The sequence below is a fragment of the Archaeoglobus profundus DSM 5631 genome, from assembly GCF_000025285.1.
Lineage (GTDB): Archaea > Halobacteriota > Archaeoglobi > Archaeoglobales > Archaeoglobaceae > Archaeoglobus_B > Archaeoglobus_B profundus.
The window spans coordinates 478,279-497,932 of the sequence record NC_013741.1 but is presented as its reverse complement, the minus strand read 5'-3'; the positions used below and the strand labels follow the sequence as shown (position 1 = coordinate 497,932).

At 39.9% G+C, this 19,654-nt stretch carries 21 protein-coding genes; 8 read left to right on the top strand and 13 right to left on the bottom strand.

What is annotated here, in order from left to right; translation table 11 throughout:
• The first annotated feature begins 171 nt into the window (after nt 1–171).
• From ARCPR_RS02930 to ARCPR_RS02920, 3 genes are all read left to right on the top strand, one after another.
• Complete coding sequence (locus ARCPR_RS02930) at nt 172–780, top strand: biotin transporter BioY (RefSeq protein WP_012939986.1); 609 nt, start codon at nt 172–174, stop codon at nt 778–780.
• Nucleotides 767–1,789, top strand: coding sequence for an ATP-binding cassette domain-containing protein (locus ARCPR_RS10085; protein ID WP_012939985.1), 1,023 nt, complete (start codon nt 767–769; stop codon nt 1,787–1,789). Before ARCPR_RS02930 ends, ARCPR_RS10085 begins: the two co-directional genes overlap by 14 nt.
• 61 nt (nt 1,790–1,850) lie before the next feature.
• Nucleotides 1,851–2,357: a hypothetical protein gene (locus ARCPR_RS02920; protein ID WP_187286420.1), complete on the top strand. Its 507-nt coding sequence runs from the start codon at nt 1,851–1,853 to the stop codon at nt 2,355–2,357.
• Here the strand turns inward: ARCPR_RS02920 and ARCPR_RS02915 are convergent.
• The 3 genes from ARCPR_RS02915 to ARCPR_RS02905 are packed head-to-tail and all read right to left on the bottom strand — an operon-like array spanning nt 2,329 to nt 5,269.
• A complete protein-coding gene (locus ARCPR_RS02915; RefSeq protein ID WP_148208663.1) occupies nt 2,329–3,282 on the bottom strand; it encodes an NOL1/NOP2/sun family putative RNA methylase in 954 nt (317 codons plus the stop codon). The genes ARCPR_RS02920 and ARCPR_RS02915 overlap by 29 nt on opposite strands.
• Nucleotides 3,243–4,343: an MFS transporter gene (locus ARCPR_RS02910; protein WP_012939982.1), complete on the bottom strand. Its 1,101-nt coding sequence runs from the start codon at nt 4,341–4,343 to the stop codon at nt 3,243–3,245. The genes ARCPR_RS02915 and ARCPR_RS02910 overlap by 40 nt, the downstream gene beginning before the upstream one ends.
• The gene (locus ARCPR_RS02905; protein WP_012939981.1) at nt 4,340–5,269 is read right to left on the bottom strand and encodes a radical SAM protein; all 930 of its coding nucleotides are present in this window, start codon (nt 5,267–5,269) and stop codon (nt 4,340–4,342) included. Before ARCPR_RS02905 ends, ARCPR_RS02910 begins: the two co-directional genes overlap by 4 nt.
• Nucleotides 5,270–5,320: 51 nt before the next feature.
• Between ARCPR_RS02905 and ARCPR_RS02900 the strand changes: the two genes are divergently transcribed.
• On the top strand, nt 5,321–6,055 hold the full coding sequence (locus ARCPR_RS02900) for a menaquinone biosynthesis protein (RefSeq protein WP_012939980.1): 735 nt from the start codon (nt 5,321–5,323) through the stop codon (nt 6,053–6,055).
• On the opposite strand, the gene ARCPR_RS02895 is transcribed toward ARCPR_RS02900, so the two are convergent.
• Nucleotides 6,047–7,306 carry a tryptophan--tRNA ligase gene (locus ARCPR_RS02895; protein ID WP_012939979.1) on the bottom strand — a complete coding sequence of 420 codons (1,260 nt, stop codon included), beginning with the start codon at nt 7,304–7,306 and terminating at the stop codon, nt 6,047–6,049. The genes ARCPR_RS02900 and ARCPR_RS02895 overlap by 9 nt on opposite strands.
• Nucleotides 7,307–7,480: 174 nt before the next feature.
• On the opposite strand from ARCPR_RS02895, the gene thiL reads away from it, so the two are divergent.
• On the top strand, nt 7,481–8,377 hold the full coding sequence (gene thiL / locus ARCPR_RS02885) for a thiamine-phosphate kinase (protein WP_012939978.1): 897 nt from the start codon (nt 7,481–7,483) through the stop codon (nt 8,375–8,377).
• A gap of 25 nt (nt 8,378–8,402) precedes the next feature.
• On the opposite strand, the gene ARCPR_RS02880 is transcribed toward thiL, so the two are convergent.
• The 5 genes from ARCPR_RS02880 to mfnA form a co-directional block, all read right to left on the bottom strand.
• Complete coding sequence (locus ARCPR_RS02880; protein WP_012939977.1) at nt 8,403–9,002, bottom strand: RAD55 family ATPase; 600 nt, start codon at nt 9,000–9,002, stop codon at nt 8,403–8,405.
• Nucleotides 8,999–9,613, bottom strand: coding sequence for a DUF835 domain-containing protein (locus ARCPR_RS02875; protein ID WP_012939976.1), 615 nt, complete (start codon nt 9,611–9,613; stop codon nt 8,999–9,001). The genes ARCPR_RS02880 and ARCPR_RS02875 overlap by 4 nt, the downstream gene beginning before the upstream one ends.
• Nucleotides 9,610–10,302, bottom strand: a complete 693-nt coding sequence (locus tag ARCPR_RS02870; protein ID WP_222829548.1) for an RAD55 family ATPase — start codon at nt 10,300–10,302, stop codon at nt 9,610–9,612. Before ARCPR_RS02870 ends, ARCPR_RS02875 begins: the two co-directional genes overlap by 4 nt.
• A 99-nt stretch (nt 10,303–10,401) precedes the next feature.
• A complete protein-coding gene (locus ARCPR_RS02865; protein WP_012939974.1) occupies nt 10,402–10,689 on the bottom strand; it encodes a DUF211 domain-containing protein in 288 nt (95 codons plus the stop codon).
• Nucleotides 10,690–10,713: 24 nt separating this feature from the next.
• Nucleotides 10,714–11,805 (bottom strand): tyrosine decarboxylase MfnA, encoded by a 1,092-nt coding sequence (gene mfnA, locus ARCPR_RS02860; protein ID WP_012939973.1) that lies wholly within the window; start codon nt 11,803–11,805, stop codon nt 10,714–10,716.
• Nucleotides 11,806–11,844: 39 nt separating this feature from the next.
• Between mfnA and ARCPR_RS02855 the strand changes: the two genes are divergently transcribed.
• Both ARCPR_RS02855 and ARCPR_RS02850 read left to right on the top strand, forming a co-directional pair.
• Nucleotides 11,845–12,483, top strand: coding sequence for an RNA-binding protein (locus ARCPR_RS02855; RefSeq protein WP_012939972.1), 639 nt, complete (start codon nt 11,845–11,847; stop codon nt 12,481–12,483).
• Nucleotides 12,480–12,839 (top strand): Mov34/MPN/PAD-1 family protein, encoded by a 360-nt coding sequence (locus tag ARCPR_RS02850; RefSeq protein ID WP_012939971.1) that lies wholly within the window; start codon nt 12,480–12,482, stop codon nt 12,837–12,839. The genes ARCPR_RS02855 and ARCPR_RS02850 overlap by 4 nt, the downstream gene beginning before the upstream one ends.
• 268 nt (nt 12,840–13,107) lie before the next feature.
• Here the strand turns inward: ARCPR_RS02850 and ARCPR_RS02845 are convergent, their stop codons facing one another.
• Together ARCPR_RS02845 and ARCPR_RS02840 are read right to left on the bottom strand one after the other, a co-directional pair.
• Nucleotides 13,108–15,891, bottom strand: a complete 2,784-nt coding sequence (locus tag ARCPR_RS02845) for an N-6 DNA methylase (protein WP_012939970.1) — start codon at nt 15,889–15,891, stop codon at nt 13,108–13,110.
• A gap of 66 nt (nt 15,892–15,957) precedes the next feature.
• Nucleotides 15,958–16,665, bottom strand: a complete 708-nt coding sequence (locus ARCPR_RS02840) for a hypothetical protein (protein WP_012939969.1) — start codon at nt 16,663–16,665, stop codon at nt 15,958–15,960.
• A 190-nt stretch (nt 16,666–16,855) separates the two neighbouring features.
• Between ARCPR_RS02840 and ARCPR_RS02835 the strand changes: the two genes are divergently transcribed.
• Complete coding sequence (locus tag ARCPR_RS02835; protein WP_012939968.1) at nt 16,856–18,007, top strand: transposase; 1,152 nt, start codon at nt 16,856–16,858, stop codon at nt 18,005–18,007.
• Nucleotides 18,008–18,300: 293 nt separating this feature from the next.
• On the opposite strand, the gene ARCPR_RS02830 is transcribed toward ARCPR_RS02835, so the two are convergent.
• Together ARCPR_RS02830 and ARCPR_RS09300 are read right to left on the bottom strand one after the other, a co-directional pair.
• Nucleotides 18,301–18,657 carry a type II toxin-antitoxin system PemK/MazF family toxin gene (locus tag ARCPR_RS02830; protein WP_012939966.1) on the bottom strand — a complete coding sequence of 119 codons (357 nt, stop codon included), beginning with the start codon at nt 18,655–18,657 and terminating at the stop codon, nt 18,301–18,303.
• A complete protein-coding gene (locus ARCPR_RS09300; protein ID WP_012939965.1) occupies nt 18,647–19,384 on the bottom strand; it encodes a hypothetical protein in 738 nt (245 codons plus the stop codon). Before ARCPR_RS09300 ends, ARCPR_RS02830 begins: the two co-directional genes overlap by 11 nt.
• Nucleotides 19,385–19,654 lie beyond the last annotated feature (270 nt).

The following is a 19,654-nucleotide window of genomic DNA, read 5'->3' as shown; positions in this document are numbered from 1 at the left end:
CAATTCGACTTGGTAGTATATTTAAGTTCCGATCGCAAACGATAAATAGTTTGCATCCTACAAAATGCGACCGCCGTTACGGCTGGAGAGGGTATATGCCTTCGATGAACTGCCGTCGGCAAGCCGCCAATTACACAACCTTTTAAAACACTTGTTAACCTTTGCGAATGTATGGTTAACAACTACCTCAGATTCACGCTGGCATGTGCTTTAGCCGTTCTAACTGCTCTAACTTCCCAGATAAAGTTCTACATAGGAATGATACCCTACACATTTCAGAACTTTGCGGTAATACTTTCTGGACTCGTTTTGGGGAAATATGGATTTGTTCCACAACTCATATACATTGGCATGATTGCGTTGGGATTTCCAGCAAGTGCAAGGGGTGGTGGCTTAGGTATCCTCCTAGGATACACAGCTGGCTACATCTGGAGTTTTCCTCTGAGTGCAACAATTATGGGGTTGGTGAGAGAGAGAGTTTGGAGAAAGGGAGATTCGAGGGAGGTTGTTATGCTCTGGATCGGTAGTATATTGGCAGTGATCCCACTGTACATTCTCGGATTTTACGTCTTCTGGCTATGGACGAGCGGAAGCTCCGGACTCTTAAACTACTGCTTGGAAGTTACAAGGGCATTCGGATTGAACTTGTCACCTTTCTGGGCAGCATTCTTTGCAACTGTAGTGATATTTTTTCCTCAAGACATCTTCATGGATCACGTAATCGCCATTACAGTTTTCAAGCACATCCAAAAGTTTCTCAAGAGCTATGGTATCTCTTAGGGATATCTGGTTTTCCTATTCAAAGCCCGTGCTGAGAGGTGTGAGCTTGGATGTAGATAGAACTTTCATCTGTGGTTACAACGGATCGGGTAAGACTACACTGCTTAAGATTGCCTCCGGTCTTCTAAAACCTGATAAAGGGATTGTGGAAGGCAGAGCGGTTTACGTTCATCAAAATGCAGACGATTACATCCTCTTCAGCAAGGTTAAAAATGAACTTCTAATTCAGGCTGTTCAGTGTGGAAGGGATCTCGATGAAGTGTTGAGAATTGCAAGGAAGTTGGGGATCGTGCATATTTTGGAAAGAGAAACTTCAAAGCTTTCCGATGGTGAGAAGAGGCTTTTAACGATTGCTCTAGCCTTACTTAAGGGCGACTGCTTAGCTCTTGACGAGCCCTTCGCTAATCTGCATCCGAAGGTGGCTGAAAAAGTACTGAAAGTACTGAAAGAGCCTTTCATTATAGCGGAACACAGAATCAGTCTTTGTGAGGACTTCATCTGGCTTGAGAACGGTAAAATACGTGATGTACCAGATTTCCACTTCGAATTGCCAAAGGGAGAGATAGGAGAAGTCGTTTTGAGGGTTGAGGATCTATGCTTTGGATACAAAGATTCGCTTCTTAAAGATGTCACATTTGAGGCTAGGAGGGGTGAGATTCTTGCTGTAGTAGGTATGAACGGCTGCGGTAAGACTACTCTGATAAAGCTCTTGGCTGGAATCTTAAAACCTTGGAGCGGTGAAATAAGTGTAAAGGGTAAAATTGGACATTGTCTCTCAAATCCTTACTACCACGTCCAAGAACCAATAAGCTTCGGAGAGGCCAAGATTAAGGCTTTGGAGAGGACGTTCAAGGCAGATATACTCCTGTGGGATGAACCAACTGCAGGATTGGACATTACGAAGAAGTTTCAGATTCTTAAAAGAGCAAGAGAGCTTAAGAAGACTATAATTATGGCCACACACGATGAAGATATTTTGGAGTTCTGCGATCATGTCGTCGAGATTTGAAGCCAGAACTGCTTTGATTTCAATGTTACTGCTAAGTTTGAGCATTTTAGTTGATCAAAGGATGTCGTTACCGATTTTAATTTTGACTATCGCATTCAACTTCAATGTGCTCAAGGCTCTAGCAAAATTAACACCCCTAATAGCATTTTACATTGTATCTAGCTTCTTTTTGGGCGGAGTTGACAAGATTTTGACAATGGTCGCCCTGCTTTCGTTGTTTCTGTTTCTGTACGGTTTGAATCCGGAGGAGGTTGGATTTGCACTCATGTACTTTAGATTTCCTCCAAGATTTGCCTACTCAATTTGCATATCTCTCAGATTGCTTCAAAACATTTCAAATGACTTGAACAACCTCTTTCAGCTCAGAAAGATTGAAAGATTTAGCTATCTTGAACTCCTAAAGAGGTTAACTAATATTGCCATAATCAGAGCGATATCTATGGCTGAGAGCTTGGAATCTAGAAACTTCGACTTGGATATGAGAATACCACATATAAATAAACCCAATTTGAAGGATTACGCGCTTCTGCTTTCTTCGATCATTCTGGCTTTGTTATCTTTGCTATGAAAAAGCCCTCAGTATCGTTGTCCTGCGGATGTATCCTAAGGCATTTCTTAACCTCTTCATCATAAACCTTGCCCTCAAATTCCGTAATCGGCTCAGTTCTGTTTACTGGTAAATCTATTTCGAGCAGTTTTGCATCAGTATTACTCAAGAGGTAATCGACAACTTCCTCGTTCTCCAAAGGATCGAGTGTGCATGTTGAGTACACCATAATTCCGTTGGGCTTTAAAGCTCGGTATCCTGCCATTACAAGCTCTTTCTGAAGCCTCGATAGGGAATAAACTTCTTTGAGAGACCACATCTTGAGGTATCGGTAATTCTTCCTAATCATTCCGACGTTGGAGCAGGGAGCATCGATCAACACTCGATCAAATGTGTCTTTGAATCTCTTAAAGAATCTGCCGTCTTTCATTGTTACACGAGCGATCGTAACTCCGCAACGCTGTAAGTTTGAAATGAGTATGTTTATCCTATCGTACTTCACGTCGTTCGCAACTATACAGCCTTCGTTTTTCATGTATTGTGCTATCTGCGTAGTTTTCCCTCCGGGTGAGGCGCACATGTCCAAAACTAACATATTGGGCTTGGGATCGAGAACAATTGCGGGAATCATGGAAGATGCTTCCTGAGAAAATATTACACCTATCTGATGTTCTATTGTTCTTCCAACCTCTTTATCGCTGAAAAAGCCCTCTTTACACCAAGGGATAGGTTCTAGCTTGAATCTGTCGCTTAAACTACTTACAACATCTTCAACACTGGCCTTTAACGTATTAACCCTGAAGCTCGGTCTCAAAGGCTTTGCCATGTACATCCAAAATTCTTCAGAGTCATCTATCCTCTCATACCTCTCGACAAATCTCCTGTTTATCTGTGCAAAATCTGACTTCATCTCTTTGAGATTGTTGCATGGAATATAAATAGGCATGTCATGCTCAGGAATCCCAATGCAACAAAAGAGGTTGGTATGTCCGTTTTGTCTGCTATGAAACCAGCTATAACGGGGGTTGTCATCATGGCTAAGCTCATTGCAGTGTTGTACAGGCCCATAACGGCTCCATGCCCATAAGTTCTTCCCAGTTCTATGGCTATTGCACATGCTGAACATGTGGCAAGTCCGTTGAATATGCCCATAACCAAAGCGAGTGCTAGTATTCTGTAGAAATCGTCCGAGAACGGTAAGACTATGAAAATGATTGTTGAAGCCAGACCGCTGATAGTTGCAATTAAAACCCTGTCAAATCTATCAACAAGCCCGCTGAAGAGCTTTTGAGAGATTGCATTCGAGAGTATTACTGCTGAAACTATTGCTCCTATCTCGTAACCCTTCAAATAGCTTATCAGAACTGGAAAGAAAGCAATCATCAGTGACATTCTTACCGCTGTAGAGAATCTGAAGATCATCAGAGACGTTATACACCTGTTCAGAATAGCCTTAACCCTAAAGTTGGTTCTGTCCTTAAGATTTGGAAGGGGAAGAGCCAAGATGAATGCCAAAGCTGTTAAGAATGCCATTATAGCAAACGCAAACCTCAAACCAAAGATATCCTTCACAACACCTCCCAAAAATGGACCAAAGCCCATACCCGTTAGAAAAGCTATGTTGAAGGAAGAGATTGTTCTTCCCTCCTCTCCCTTGGGAGCCAATTGGCTTACGTAAGCCATTGCACTTGGAACTACCATTGCTGAACTCAAACCGTGAAAGAACCTTATAACTACGAGATCTTCCGGAGTTCTTGCAACCATGTAAAATATAGATAGAATGGAATAGAGAGCCAAGCCCGTGAGTATGAAGAACTTCCTTCCGAGTCTATCCGATAAGAATCCCACTATAGGTGTAAAGATAGTTCTAGCAGTTGAGAAGCTTGAGTAGATTATTCCCAGTATTAGCGTAGTCGCGCCTAGATCTTTTGCATAGATAGGCATAAGTGGAGATACAATACCCAATCCTAACATTGCCGAGAAAACTGCTAACAGTAGCGCTCTCATATCAGATCGGGCAGTTCTGATGGAAGGATATGCAGATACCTTCTACCCTTGTAAACGACAGCTACCACAAGCCTAGTTGTTTCCCTGTTTATACCAAAGTACTCCCTAAAAGGCGCTTCGTCATATCTGAGTTCTTTTCTCGATAGAACTTCCTCTTCAAAATCTTTCGAGTAATCGTAGAAGTTTAGCTTGTTGCCGTATTTGTCTATTATCTCAACGTCCATGACGTACTTCTTCCCCCTCTTCCAGACACAGTAGTTTTCTGCATGGTTTATACCCAAAACTGGATTAACGCTTACGTTAGTCCCTTCGTAGTAATCGAATAATTTTACGAATCCCTCTATCTGATACCGAAAGTATTCTCTCTTAACGCTCGATAACCATTCGAACTGATCGTAATTTACACCCTTGAATGACACATCTATATCGATATTTATTTCGAGATTGTCCAAGCCGTTAACATCCATCTTTGCAAACGCAACTCCGTTTGTCTCGATTATAACTTTAAAACTCCTCAACCTCTCGGAACGGTCTATAAGCTTCAGGACTTCCTTCACGTGATCCCACTGAAGGGAAGGCTCGTTTCCAGTTATTCTAATCACCCCTATCCTGTAACCTTTTTTGGAAACGAACTTATCCTTAACGACTTCGTCAAACCTGCACTCCAAATCTCTCAGAACATCCTTGGGACTCTTCTTTATGTCCTCGCTGTGGTATCTCATCTTCCAGCACCAGCAATACTTACAGTGCAAATTGCAACCCTTAATGTCCAATACCAGTTCGAGGATTTTGTCATAGGCTAAGCCACAGCTTGCAATGCAACCGTGCTCTTCATACATCTCGTTGCATCTCTGCCATCCCAATCCTCTCCTTCTTAACGGCACCCATCTCGTGGGGTAATAGAGGTTTGAGTATACTCCGATCATTTGAGTGGAGAAAAACCGAAATGCGTTTAACACTTCTGCAAACTTCGAGCAATGAAAATTGGAAAGTTCGACTACATAAACAACTACCTCCCCTACTACTATGTTGAGAAAGAGAAGCTTGCAGAAATTGTGACTGCAACCCCTAAAGAGATGATTGCCCTTCTGGAAAACAGAAAGATCGACTATGCACCAATTCCAAGCTTCTACTACCTCAAAAATAAGAGCAAGTTTAAAAGATACCGTTTTTGCGTTGCCTCAAATGGTAAAGTTTACAGCGTCATAGTCGTTTCAAGGGACGGAAAGCTGGGTGATAGAGTGGGTATAACATCTGAAACGACGACATCTGTGAATTTGCTCAAAGTAATATTGGCAGAGAGAGGGATAAAATGCAAGCTTGTGCCAATGAACGCGTTCAAGGCAGATGACATACTGAAATCTTGCGACAGTGCTTTGGTGATAGGTGACTCTGCTCTAGAAGCAAGAAAACACTTTAAAGTTGTCATGGATTTGGGAGAGGAGTGGAAGGATCTGACGGGATATCCGATGGTATTCGGGATATCAGCATCGATTGATGACGCCGAAATCTGCGACGAACTTATAATTCGATCTCTCAGATGGGGTTTGAAAAACTTTAATGAGGTTGTGAAATCCGCCGTTAAGAGATTTGGAATTGATGAGGAATTCTTAAGGAAGTACTTCAAGGCTTTAAAACACGAAATGGACTCAAAGTGTGAAAAGGGTTTGAAGGCTTTTGAAGAGTTTTGTAGGGATTACAAACTACTTTAAAATTTCAAATTCGCTTAAATCGACAGATTTTGCTTTTTCCTGAAATTCCTTTAAGAACTCCTTGACTATCTCGGCAAGCTGCTTCTTACACTGCCCACAGAGAAGGTTTCCATCTTCGCAGTCTCTCCTTATCTCCTCAAGCATTTTGTCATCTGCAAAATGGTATGTGTAAAGCTCGAAAACAACGCATCTATCAGGTTCACCACCTAACCTTCTCTGCTCTTCAACGGTAGCCCTTCCTCCCGTTAACGCTCTCATAACCTTCTTAGCTCCTTCCTCTGGCTTATCGAATAGAGATATGTAGCTTTCCGGCTTACTCGAACTCATCTTCCCTCCTCTCAAGCCAGTCGTGAACTTGTGATAGGTTGAAGATGGTGGTATAAACGCATAGCCTCCCAATTCCATTTCCAGATTTCTAACGGCTTTTTCTATTTCCTCTGGATCGCCAAAAATGTCGACGTGACCTTCGTAAGCTTTCAAATCGAAGTTCAAATCCTTAAGCTTTTCAAGATAATTTTCTCCCTTCCTACTCCTGACTCTAACTCCTCCTTCTATCCTCTCAAAGGAAAATATGCAAATTCTGTTAGCCAAATCCCTCGTAAGCCTTAAATGGGGGTCTTGATCCGCTCCGACTGGCACTACAACAGGTTTAAATCCGCCGAAATCTTTCAGCTGTGGATGTAAGATATCTCCAGCTTGAATCATGGGTATGAACATCTTTATCAGGGAAGTTTCGGGATTGAATCCGTAAACAGCTCTCAACTCGCTGAAGTTTGTTTCAGACGAAAGCTCTATCGCCAAATCCTTGACGTATCTGTTCGCAGACTGATAGTATATCAGACAATTATCGGATTTCAATCCTAGAGCAATTATGCTCCTGATGTAAAGCTCTCCCAGCTCTCTCGTTTTTTCTACGCTCAATCCCCTAACAAATCTTGCTTCCATGTCAGCTATGCACATGAAAGCCTTCCCTCCCATGTTCTGATGCCATACTATCTCGTCCATGGTCATCTTGTGACCCAAGTGGGGTAGGCCAGAGGGCATAAATCCAGACATCACAGCCCATTCCTCACCCTTCTTCATAGCATCAACTATCCTCTCGTAGTCTCTGTGTCCAAAGATGACTCCCCTACGCATCAGGGGATGGGGATTTGGAATCTTATCGAGGATTTCCGAAAAAGGCCTTATTCCAAACTCCCTCATCAGCCTCTCGTAGTCAACGACTCCTTCAACCTCCCAAGGCGTGATCATTGGAAAGGGGAAAGTTAGGGAGTTTAAATGCGTTGCTCTAATAATCGTAAAGTATCACAAAAGACAGATTTCGTGTTATAGGAATGACGTTGGCGGGAAGATTTTTAGGTTAGAGGAGCTTGCAAATGTTTTAGAAGCATGTATTATTTTAAAACTTCGAGTTAAGCTTTTGATGTGAGGGAATTCGAGCTAATTGGGAAGGCTAAGGAGTTATTTAGAGTAGAAAGGGATGATGTGATCGTTGGAATAGATGACGACTGTGCTCTGGTCGATGTTGGAACTAGGCTCGCTCTGACAACAGACTGCCTGCATGAAAAAACAGATTTTCCAAAAGGTATAAAGCCTGAGGAGATAGGACACTTGGCTTTAGCCATAAATCTGAGCGATTTGGCAAGTTGTGGAGCGAAACCTCTCTTCTTCCTCTACACGATAACACTCAGTGATTACTGGATAGAATATTTTGAAAGGATTTTGAAGGGAATGAAAAACTTGGCAGATAAGTACGGCGTGGCAGTTGTTGGAGGGGACACGGATTTTGGCGATGAGTTACATATATCCGGCTTTGCAATAGGCAAAGCTGAGAGGTTTGTGGGGAGGGATGGAGCCAAAGTTGGCGATAAGATTTGCGTAACGGGTTTGTTGGGTAAGGCTCAGCTTAGCTTGGAACAGCTCATGAATGGTTTTAGTAGATATGAAATAGCCTATCCAGACAGCTTATTCAAGCCTGAGCCTAGGGTTGAGGAGGGTTTGAGAATTGCAAAGCATGCAAATTCGATGACGGACATAAGCGACAGCTTAGCTATTTCTCTTCATCAGATAGCGAAGAGGAGTGGTGTAGGGATAAAGATTTACGAGGAGAAGATTCCTTTGGATCATCTGACAAAGTTTGTAGATTACGAAAAAGCTTTGGAGCTCTTTTTGTATTCTGGCGGTGATTACGAGCTTGTTTTTACATCGAAAAAGTCGGAATACATAGAGATCGGCGAAGTCATCGAAGATGAAGGAGTTTGGATCGTTAGGAGGGATGGGAGAGTTAAAGAGGTTGAATTCAGGGGTTATGCGCACCTCTGAGCTGTAAGAGCAGATTCCGTCAGGATTACCCTATTTTGTCTCCAACTCTTATCCCACCCTCGATCAGCAGAGAATAATAGGGACTTGGTGGATTCTTGAGAGACTTCTTCACCCTTATTCCCCTCCTAATTTTCAAACCTTCAGATATTTCGTCAATCTCTATGACGTAATCAGCCTCGTTTTCGAACATAGCAATTGTTCTATCATCAGCCAACCTCTTGTCGAGAGTTATAACAACTATCCCTTTCTTCTTGCGAATGTGCTGACAGATTTCCCTCAGAAGGTGGTAAACTTTCTCAGACTCAGGCATTATGAGTAACTGCTGAAACACATCTATCAGACCTACTTTCTCCTTCAAATCCCTCACAACCAACGAAATCGTGAAAAGTTCTTGGAATGAGAAAGCATCGTCAGGAGTTAGAACGTTTAGCCCATTTAAATCGCTCAAAACTCTCTTAACTCTCTCGGAAACGATCGCGAAAGCATTAAAGCCCTCATTCAAAGCGTTTTTCAGAAACTCCTTCGCTATCAAGATAGGCACATCTCCGACTCCCTCTATCAATATTACCGTTCCTTTCTCGATATCTCCTATCAGTTCGTCGAGCTTTTTTATACCGAAGTTCATAATACTACCGTCTCTGCTCTGGGTTTTGTTAAAGATTTAAGGACGTATCCTTGCCTAACTATTTTATCCCCCAAAACACCTTTAAATCTGATTGTTGTTGTTGCCAAGCTCTCTAACAGTGTAATGTACCTTCTTTTAACGACCCCGTAGTTAACGAAGAGAATCATCGTTGTATCTGGGAACATAACTTTCAACCCGGCTAAATCCTTTATTACATTTTTTAAGTCGTAGTGAAGGAATAAATATTCTACACCGTCAAAGACTATCAATTCCGATGAATAATCTTTAAAGAATTCGTAGAGCTTTGATGTAACACTCAGCAGTTCTGCGAGAGCTATGTTGTAGATGTAAATACCCTCCAGTTCAAGCTTGTAGTTGGAGATGTTCACTATCTTTACCTTATACAGCCCCTCATAGTTCCTAATGAATTTGATAAGTGCAGGAATTTTGACACTCAATTTATCACCCATCTCAACTAAAATTCCGTCATTCTCTATTGCCAGTCTGAGAGGTAGGAGGGGAAAGTGACAAATCGAATCATACTCTACAAGCACAAACTCCCCTCTGAGAAAATCTTCGATGAGCTTATCAAGAGGTTCTACGAGTTTCATACTTCAAACACGCTCAAATCTGGGTAAACCTCAATACCCCTGTTCGTTATCCTGTAGGGTCTTATAGTTTCGTCGAAATCGCTACCTCTCATCTTTACTATCTTAATGCCCCTGACTGCTCTCCCCTTGACTTCAATCGTACGAAGCTCTATCATCCCGTTAACTAAGTAATCTTCAACACCGTTTCCCAGTTCCGAAATTAATACGGTTGTAGCGTTAAACTTAACTTTAAGGGTTCTCATCAATCTCAAAAGGCTGGCTCTGTATTCAGTTTCCGTTGGCGTTGCAACCTTGAGCATTGTGATTGAATCGATAACAACCCTATCTATGTTATCACCTATAATATCCTGAAGGATGTTCTCAAATGTTTTCACGTCTATTCCACTTTCAAACCCCATTAGACTCGAAAAGATGGGATGCCCACTTGTCGGTGAGAGGTCAACTATCGTAACGTTCGATAAATCAAAACCTAGAGTTTCCATGTTCTCCCTAACTTCGTTTTCGGGCTCCTCAAGCGTTATATACACAACGTTCTCACCTCTCTTAGCACCTTCAACCAAGAAGTGCATGGACAGAATTGTCTTTCCCGTCCCCGGTCCACCTTTGATCAGGTAAGTCCTGCCCTTGATCAAGCCTCCCTTAAGCATCACGTCCAAACCTTCAACACCCGTAGGAATTTTTTCGAACAAGTCAACACCCCCATTCATTGGTCGATTGCTTGAGTATATAAATTCTGTTATACTTCCTAAGTATCTACGATCAGCATTACAACCGCAACGTTCAATCGCTCAGTCCTGCTCAGTCTTTACGCTCTCAACGATTTTCCTTCCAGCTACTATCTCATCAACACTATGTATCACCGCTCCGAACTCCTCCAAAATTTTCCTAATCTTGTCGAAGTTGAGGTTGTCTCCCACAATTGTTATTTTCAGGGTTTCGGTGTTCTGATCCATCTCTCTGAGCAAAAGGTTTACCCCCTCAACGTTCTCCATCTCACTGAGCTTTACTGCTAACAGCACGTTACTTGGTTCGTGCGGTTTTAACACATCGAGCACCAACCTCCTTAACCCTGCCACGATTTTAACTCTGCATCGAAACTCTTAAACCTTTCTCAAAACATTTTTCATCTCCTCAACAAATTTGTCTATTACCTCGAAATCGACGTGAGGCATCACGACAAACCTCAAAGCTCTTGGATTTCGAATTGCGGAAACTACCCAACCTCTCTTGTAAAGCTCATTTCTTATCTCAAAGGCTTTCTCGCATTTAAAGCAGACTATGTTCATAATCGGCTCTATAACAGGCTCAAAGCCAAGCTCACCCATCCTCTCAACCAAATACCTCGTAACCTCCATACATCGCCTCACAACTTTCCTAAACCCCTCAAATCCCAGATACTTCATCACCGCGTAAGTTGAGGCTACTCCTGTTGCCGGTCTTGTTCCAGTCAAAGAGTACTGCTTCTCCGTAATTAGATAGGGTGTTTTCACTGCCAAAGCCTTCAAAAAGCTTTCATCCCTGAAGAGAATGCAACCAGCTGGTATAGTTGCCAACCCCATCTTGTGAGGATCGATTGTCATCGAGCTAACTCCCTCAAGCTCGAAGTCGAACTTGACGTTCAAATCCAAAAACGGAATGACAAAGCCTCCAAAAGCCGAATCAACATGCAAGAATACATCTCTTTCTAAAGCCAACTCGGAAAGCTCTTCGATCGGATCGATCTGTCCTAATGCAGTGGTTCCAGCAATTCCGACGATTCCTACCGTATTATCATCGATAAGCCTCTCAACATCACCAACATCAACCCTAAACTCCCCATCGAGCTTAGCCTTTCTAATCTCAACCCTTAAAATCTCTCCTGCTTTGTCGAAGGAAAAGTGTGCGGACTCTGGCACAACAACATTCGGCTTTTTAACCCTCTTCAGATTTCTGAAAGCTCTGATAGCCTGAATGTTTGCCTCCGTTCCTCCACTTGCAATGTAACCTTTGGCATTCGGGTGATGCAGAAGTTCTCCGATCATCCTAACGACTTCTTTCTCAAGCTCAGCGGAGCCTCTAAATACAGCAGGATCTCCCAAATTTGCGTTTATGAACTCTACATGAGCCTTAACAGCTATTGGATGCGGGATTGTGCACATCGAACTGAGAACCCTTGAGTAGGGAATGTCCTTACTTTTGAACTCTTCGAGCATGATCGAAAGGATGAAAAAGTGCAGAAATGTTTAACCCGCATGGACACATCTAGAGACTTCAGACTGATACTTGCCGAAAAGGGTATTAAGGAGCTTGAGAGGGTAATCAACGCAGTAAAGGTTCAGAGAAGGAAGGAAATTTTGAAGAAAGTTAGAGAAATGGAAAACGATATTCAGGTTGTTAAATGGTCATATCTAGACATAGACGAGCTCTTGAACTTTGAAAACTTTGTCAAACTCGTCGAAACAGCTAAAGAACTCAGAGAAGCTCTGAAGCAGGCTGAAAAAGACTTCAACTGGAAACTTGCAGACTACTGGCTCGAATACATTTCATATCTTCCAGAGCTCATGAAAAGGGGCGAAATATCAAGGGTTTATGAAGCTATAAGGTTCTTCAGTGGGGTAATAACTAATAGGAAGAAGATAGGAGGTCTCTGGTTCTGCAACGTCGATTGCGGTTTCAAGATAAACGTCGTAACTAATTCGGAGAAGTTTAAGCCGAACGAGTACGTCGTTATCGCTTACCTACCTCCAAGAGAGTTTGGCGAGTACATGAGTGAAGGTATGTTCGTAGATGCCAAGATTGAGAAGAAGGGAGAGTTAAGCTTAGATGAAATAAGGTCTATAGCGGATAAGCTCGGGGAGGTTGAGGCTATTCTCATAGAGATGCTGAGATGAAGATAAGAAAAGAGGTTTTAAGGTTAGCTCTGGAGATTGCTAGGGAGAGCTATCCGAATGAGTTCGTAGCATTGTTGACTGGTAAGAAAGGAGTTATAGAGGAGCTATTGTTTTTACCGTTTGATTCCGGCGAGAGCTCTGCTATAATCCACTTGGAAATGCTTCCATTGGGTTATCGGATTTATGGAACTGTGCATAGCCATCCTTCCCCAAGCTGTAAACCTTCAAGAGCAGATTTGGATATGTTTGCAAAGCATGGAATCGTTCACATCATCGTCTGTTACCCTTTCGAATGGGGTTGCTGGGGCTTTTACGACAAAAACGGCAACGAGATAAGGCTTGAGATTGTAGATTGAAGTCAGAGATTGTGTTTACGCGACCTCATAATAGTACTTTTGACATCCTCCCCGCACTAAACAGTAGATCGGAAAGTGCCTAATATGATATAAAAATTTATAAAAATTAAAGTAAAGTTTTTTATGACCAGTTTGGGGAGGCTAACTTCAAAAGGCTACATGAACAATTTGGTGAAGATGAATCTAGAATCGAATTAGATTTAGCATTTCTAAAAGCTTTAGGTGCAAAAGTAAACGAAAATGATCTAATATCTCTTTATGAGGAGATTTATACATCAATGAGACAATGGATAGGAGAATAACTTTGTTCATGTAGCCTTTTGAAGTTAGCCTCCCCAAACTGGTCATAAACATTTGCTAATTCCTTTAATCTGTCCTCTGGTAGGTTATCAACATCCAATGCTGGGATTGTCTTCCAATGGCTCATTTTTAGACTTATAAAAGCACCTTCTGTTTCCTCTCTATTTGCTAGTACTGTTAAGATTCCCCAAGTCGTGTTAAACCATAAACAAAGGGCTTTCAGCTTATTTTCATCTTCATCTCTAAGTCTAACAGCATAAAATATGTTCGACAGAACTGGCGTATCAGAAAGCATCGAAATTACATGAGCTGTGTTAACTCTAATTCTATCTGGTAATAGAAGCCGTCCTGCTTTTTCTCTAAATATAGTCCTAGCTCTCTGAGTTTTTGGTTTAACATAGGCATTTGGTGATATCACCATTTTTCCTCTAACTTCTTCTCCACCTCCGTAGACTGCAGGCATGCTTCCAGGAATTTGTCTTAAAACTCTCTGGAAATGATCATGGAATTGATGGCGGTCAATTCCAATTGATGAAATTAAATTGTTCAATTTAGTTATTGGTATCTCAATCTTAATGTTTCCAACTCTTATTACACCTCTTAAAATGTCTAATATCTCTTTTATGAGGTAGGTATTTGGTAGAAACACAAATCTTCCCCAATTATCAATGTATTTCAGGAGAGTTTTTCTATCAACGCTTATAACAAAAGCTTGAGCATTTCCTGCTTCTACATATTCCTCCCCTCTGTCAATTTGATTGGCAAGAGCTATAGCTTCGATGCTTGTTCTAGGCTTCTTTAATAATAACACAAATTTTGTTTTTTCATCATCTGAATGCTCTTTAGTCTTCTTTGCTACCAAAAGAAGCTCACTTAAGCTTGTAGACTCTGAGAAATTATAACCTCCTTCTGAATCATAGCTTACGATAATATACTCTGTATGGAACTCTGAAGCCAATAAGGTTCTTGCTAAGAACCATGAAACTCCAGACAAGAGACTTTTGGGTAAAACAAAACAAATCTTACCATTGTCCTCTAGCATTTTGTATGCCAAATATAAGAACAATAAACCTTCACCAGCTTGACCTATTGACCTATATTCACGTTCCTCAAGGAGGAATCTAAGGTCTGTACCATATAAACATCTAGTTCCAATCTTTAAGAGTTGATTTCTGATATCATCTCTTAGTCTATCATAATCTGAACGAACTCTTTCTCTTGCAGTTTCATCTGCTATAAAACCAAATAATCCGCCACCTTCTCTTCCACCTCTACCAGTAGCTCTTGTAAATGGCGGATTCATAACAATGAACTTGAATGGTTCTAATTTTATCAACTTCTCTTCCTCCTTAGTTAATCCTATTTTCGTAGCTTTTTCTCCATATAATATTTGATCTAATCTTACAGCAGTTCTTGCAAATTCTAAAGAACCTAAAGATACCATACCATTCTTCTCTCTAAGACCTAAAGGCAACGTATAGATGTTAAACTCATCAAGTGGAGTTTCTGGGCTATGAAGTGCTAGATTTATAGCTGTGACTTGTGTTGCATACTTTAGAACATCTATCCCATAGCAAGATTTTATGAAAGCTTTATGAAATTCCTCATCGATTTCTCTTGGATCTTTATCCACTCCCTGTTCTAACAACGATAAACCATACTGAGTCCTTGCAGCACTATATGCAGCCGTCAGAAGAGTACCACTACCACATGCAAAGTCACAAATTCTTGATAATGTTGGTTTCGCCAAATGTAGTAGTAAATAGGCAGCAGGTATTTGTGTGTAAAAAGTTGCTAAACCTTTTCTAAGGCTCCAATCACCAACAATCTTATGGTAAATTTTGCCAGCAATATCCCTCCTAAGTAGCGATCTTTTTGAAGCAATCTCCGTTGCAAGATCAATTAAGTGTTCAAATTTCCTATGCATTGGAGGAAGACAATCTAAAATTGCCAATGCCGTATTAAAAATTGGTTGATAATTTATTTTGAGAATTTCAACAATAGCTCTTCTTAAGGCTGATTGAGCATCGGTTTTTTCACTTAACTCAAATAAGGATTTCAAGTCATGAGCATATCTAACAGATTCATAATATACAGCACTTAAAAGTAAAGCAAGACCAGATTGAGCAAATATTACTTCTTTTATTCTCTGTGGGTCTCCTATGGAGAACCCATATAATTTGAGAAGAACATCATATAAATTTCTAGCAATTGTGTTTGAATGAGGATGATTGACCAATAATTGAACCCAATCATTAATAAAGCTGTCAACCTTGTTTTCCACTTGCTTAACATGCTCCTCGCTTATAATGAACTGGGCTGACTCTCTTATTAAATTTGCCAATAGATTTAGATTTACCTCTATCCAATCCTCGACAGGTTTAGCGATAACTCTTTTCTGCCACAGGAACTCGTAGAGAGTGCCAGAAATGTCTACAGGAACTATAACCTTAGCATAAAATCTAATCGACTTTAATCTCTCCTTAAGTTCTTTATCAGTAGCATCTGGGATTCTTGGATAGTGGATCGCTATAGCTAAATCAGCTAAAAGTTGTTCAATCCTTCTTTTAGCATCTCTTTCAGCATCTTCTCTATTATATGATCCTTCTAAAATTATTCTTAATCCCTGATGATATACAACTATATCTCTACGTACCCGACGACCTAACTGCTCACTATAGGAAATTACACCTAATTCATTGAGAAGCTCCGATAAAAGCACATTTAATCTATTTTCAAAAACATACCTCATTAAAGAGTGTAAAAAATGGAGAATTTAAAAACTTTTTTCCATAAATTCTTATTACTCTTTATTCTCCTATTCTTCTTTTTCTTCTTCTTTAACCTCTTTCACTTTCAATCTAGTTTCCTTAAAGAGCTTAATCAGTTGTTCTGCAATTTTAACACCTTCTTCTGTCGGTGGTAGCCATATTCTTACATCTCCGAACTTAATTTCTTCAATACCTTCTGGCTGTTTTAACACTTCTCTTTCCATCATGATTTCCTCACCTCTATCAAGAATCTCTTCAGAAATCTGCTCCTCTTGTTTTTCTACACTAAATATTTGTGTGAGTCCCTCTATATAAATTTTGTGGATTTTTCGTGCCTTCTCTTTTGCCTCTCTCGGATCTGCATTTGCTTTTGCTCTTAAAAACCACTCTATTTGCTCTACTGTTACTGAATCTCCATATTGCTCATAAAGATCTTTGAATAACTGAATACTGAAAAAGGCTTTTTTCATTGCCTCAATGTCAGAGTTTCCAATTGGATAAAGAATTTCTTTTGCTAACTCCGTTAACTTAACTTTACCATCACCAGCACTTTCTAAGAATCCATAATGGATCAATGAAGCTATCTTATTTGTAAATCTGCCACCTCTTGGAGTTAAGCCTAGAGCTTTGGCAATAGCTTCTCTAGTAATTTCTCCATCCACTTTCTTCCCTAAGAATCTCTTAATCTTATCTAAATCACTCACTGCTTCTTTCAATGAGATATCTGGATATCTATAAACTCCAACCCTTGCCATACTGATCACCACATACTATTTACCTATTATAGTATATAACACTTTTCTACTATATTTAGTTATGAATTAACCAGATATAGTTACACCAAAAACCTTAAATAGTGTGGATAGTAAATGGTGAATGGTAAAGCAAATGGTAAAAGAGCGCCCGAGGGTGCCCCCACCACCCTCGGGCAGGAGCTGATCTGGCATGCCCCGCCCCCGAGGATACCAGACCAGCTCCAAGGTAAAGGTAAGTAGGAATATTGATAAGATTTTCGAAAGAATTTGTGTTAGAGAAGTCTGTAGAAATGTGAAAAGGCTTGTTTATACTCATATTGACCTTAAATTAAACTACAACTGCATTTACACTACTGAAGACTTTCTTGATTTCTTAACTTACATTGCGATTACGAAGGATTTTGCTACGAATGGTTCGAGAACATATAGGTTGTTAAGGAATAAAGCTCCTTCAGCCGATACACTCCTTTACCACTTAAGGAAGTTAAGTATTGAAGAGATTATAACTCAATTTGATTTAGTGTTTGATAAGCTATTAGAAGATGCTAAGAGGAAGGGAAAATTCAGGAATCCAGTTGATGTAGCGATAGATATACACGATTGGCTATATTACGGGAAGTGGGGTGATTATGTCATCGGAACACAACCGAAACAGGGTACCCACAAAGCTTACAAGTTCATGACGATCTGCATTGTTGAGAACGGTAAGAGGTTTCATCTAAAGGCTTTGCCTTTGAAAGAGTTTAAGGATCGATATAAAGTGTTTGAAGAGTTGCTTAAGCATGCAATGAGCAGGATTAAGATTAAGAGGGTCTATTTGGACAGACATTTTTACGACATGGAATACATTAGGATTTTGAAGAAACTTGGGTTGAAATTCATTATTCAAGCTTTAAGAAGCTCTACGATAAGAAAAATCCTTGATGAGAACAAGGACAAGGATGTTATAGTTGTGAGGAATTATCAAATGTGGCGTAAGAGAAAACCACCTGGTAAAGAGACTGTTAATCTCTTCATTGTTCCATCAAGGGTTAATAACGATAAAGTCTGTTTCGTTACTAATCTTCCAGTTAACGAGAAGAATGCTATCGGTTATGCTGAATTATTCAGAAGAAGATGGGGAATTGAAACCGCTTACAGAGTCTCAAAGGATTTCAGAGCCAAAACCACTTCTAAAAACATCTCTGTTAGGTTATTCTACTTCCTATTCTCCCTTTGCTTATATAATTTATGGATTTTAGTAAATATCACCCTATGTCTAATCTTTAATGAGATGAAACCTGTAGTTACTGCTAAGATTATTGGTACCTTGATTTTTCAATTTCAGGTTGACTACGGTTAAACTTTAATTATGCTTAATATCTCTTTTATTAATCCCACATATTTATTCCAAGTTTCCTCAAATGCTTCCGATGGTAAATGTTTTTCGTAGAAGTGAAGATGCAGTTCACGACCATTCTGTGATGAGGAAATTCTACAATACGTCAAGAAGTACAGACCTCAAGGATTAAGCTGGAAAGCTATTTGGGGCTATCATGAAAGCCGATTTCGAAAAGAAGCATAGAGAGTTCCTAAGTTACGAAAGATTCGTTAGAGGAGTCAAGAGGCTGAGGGAGAAGGGCGTTATTAAAGAAGTCATTGAGGAAAAATAACTTCTTTTAGTTTTTCTAAAACTTCTCGGAATTTATCTTCATTTAGTTTTCCGATCTTCTTGATTATTAATCCTTTATCAAGAGAGAAGATTATGTATGGTTTCACTATACTTGGGATTATAGGTTTCCCGTAGCAGATCTCCAAATCATCGTTACTAATTCTAACATTATATTCTTCAAAACCACTTCTTAAATTTGAGGTAATCTGAACGACTATAACATCCTCACTTAGTCTGTTAAATTCGTCTGACGAAACAACCAATACAGGTCTCTTTTTTGTTCTGCTTAAATCCGTAAATGGAAAATGAATTAGCACAATATCTCTTTGTTCAATAATCATCCCAAAATTCATCCTCCTTCGAGTACCAATCTTTTTCAAGAGTCTTTTGAACTAATAACAGTAAATCAAGCTTTTCTGGACTAATCTTCCAACCTCTATGAGGATTAGACTCACTAATTGGATCGTTAATGTTGTATCCGTACCCAGAAAAGCTGTACTCATTAGTAGAATCAACTCTTGTTATTCCTTCACTTCTGGAGAATACGCACACTATAAGTTTATCAGGACTTATATATGTAATAGATTCATGTTGTTTGGGTACTACTTTATGCCGAGTAGGACTGCTTGTAGCAATCATTTGTGATTGGACTATATATATTGGATTACCATACCTATCGTAATATCCATCTATTCTTAGAACCTTAGTAATTACAGTTTTCGTCTTAATTCTCTTTCCAGTTTCTAATTCATATTCGTTCCATTCGTCACCAGTAATACCCTTTATTTTAACTTCTATAGGTTTCTTTTTCTTCACTAACTCTGGTATTGGTGGTATAAAATCAGAGGGGGCACCTTTTAATTCATCAGGAGCCCTTGCAACTACTATGTTCTGACCTTCTACATGGTATATGGGCTCTCCTGTTATAGGATCATGTCGTCCAGTTTCAAACACTCTAACTAAAACAGATTTAAATCTAATGACTGTACCGTCCTCCAATTGTATATTCATCCACTCTTCTCTAATTGTTTTGAAGTCTAATTCTCTTAGTGGCTTTATTTCATCCATTTTTTACACCTCTATAGATGCTACAGAAGATACATTAAATACTTTACTTTATTTTTTTAACGTTAACAGAATAAAAATCCCATCAGCTAAGAAAAACTTAATTGAGGTAGTTAACTAATTGTCGAAAATTAATAACGAGCTCGAGAGCCTTAGACTTCGACAATTAAAAAATCAAACAAAATTAAAAAGAGTAAGGATTTTGCCGTTATTGGGCTTTGCGTAAGTCTTTATCAGTCTAATCCTGTAGATGTATTTTACATCGCCGTATCT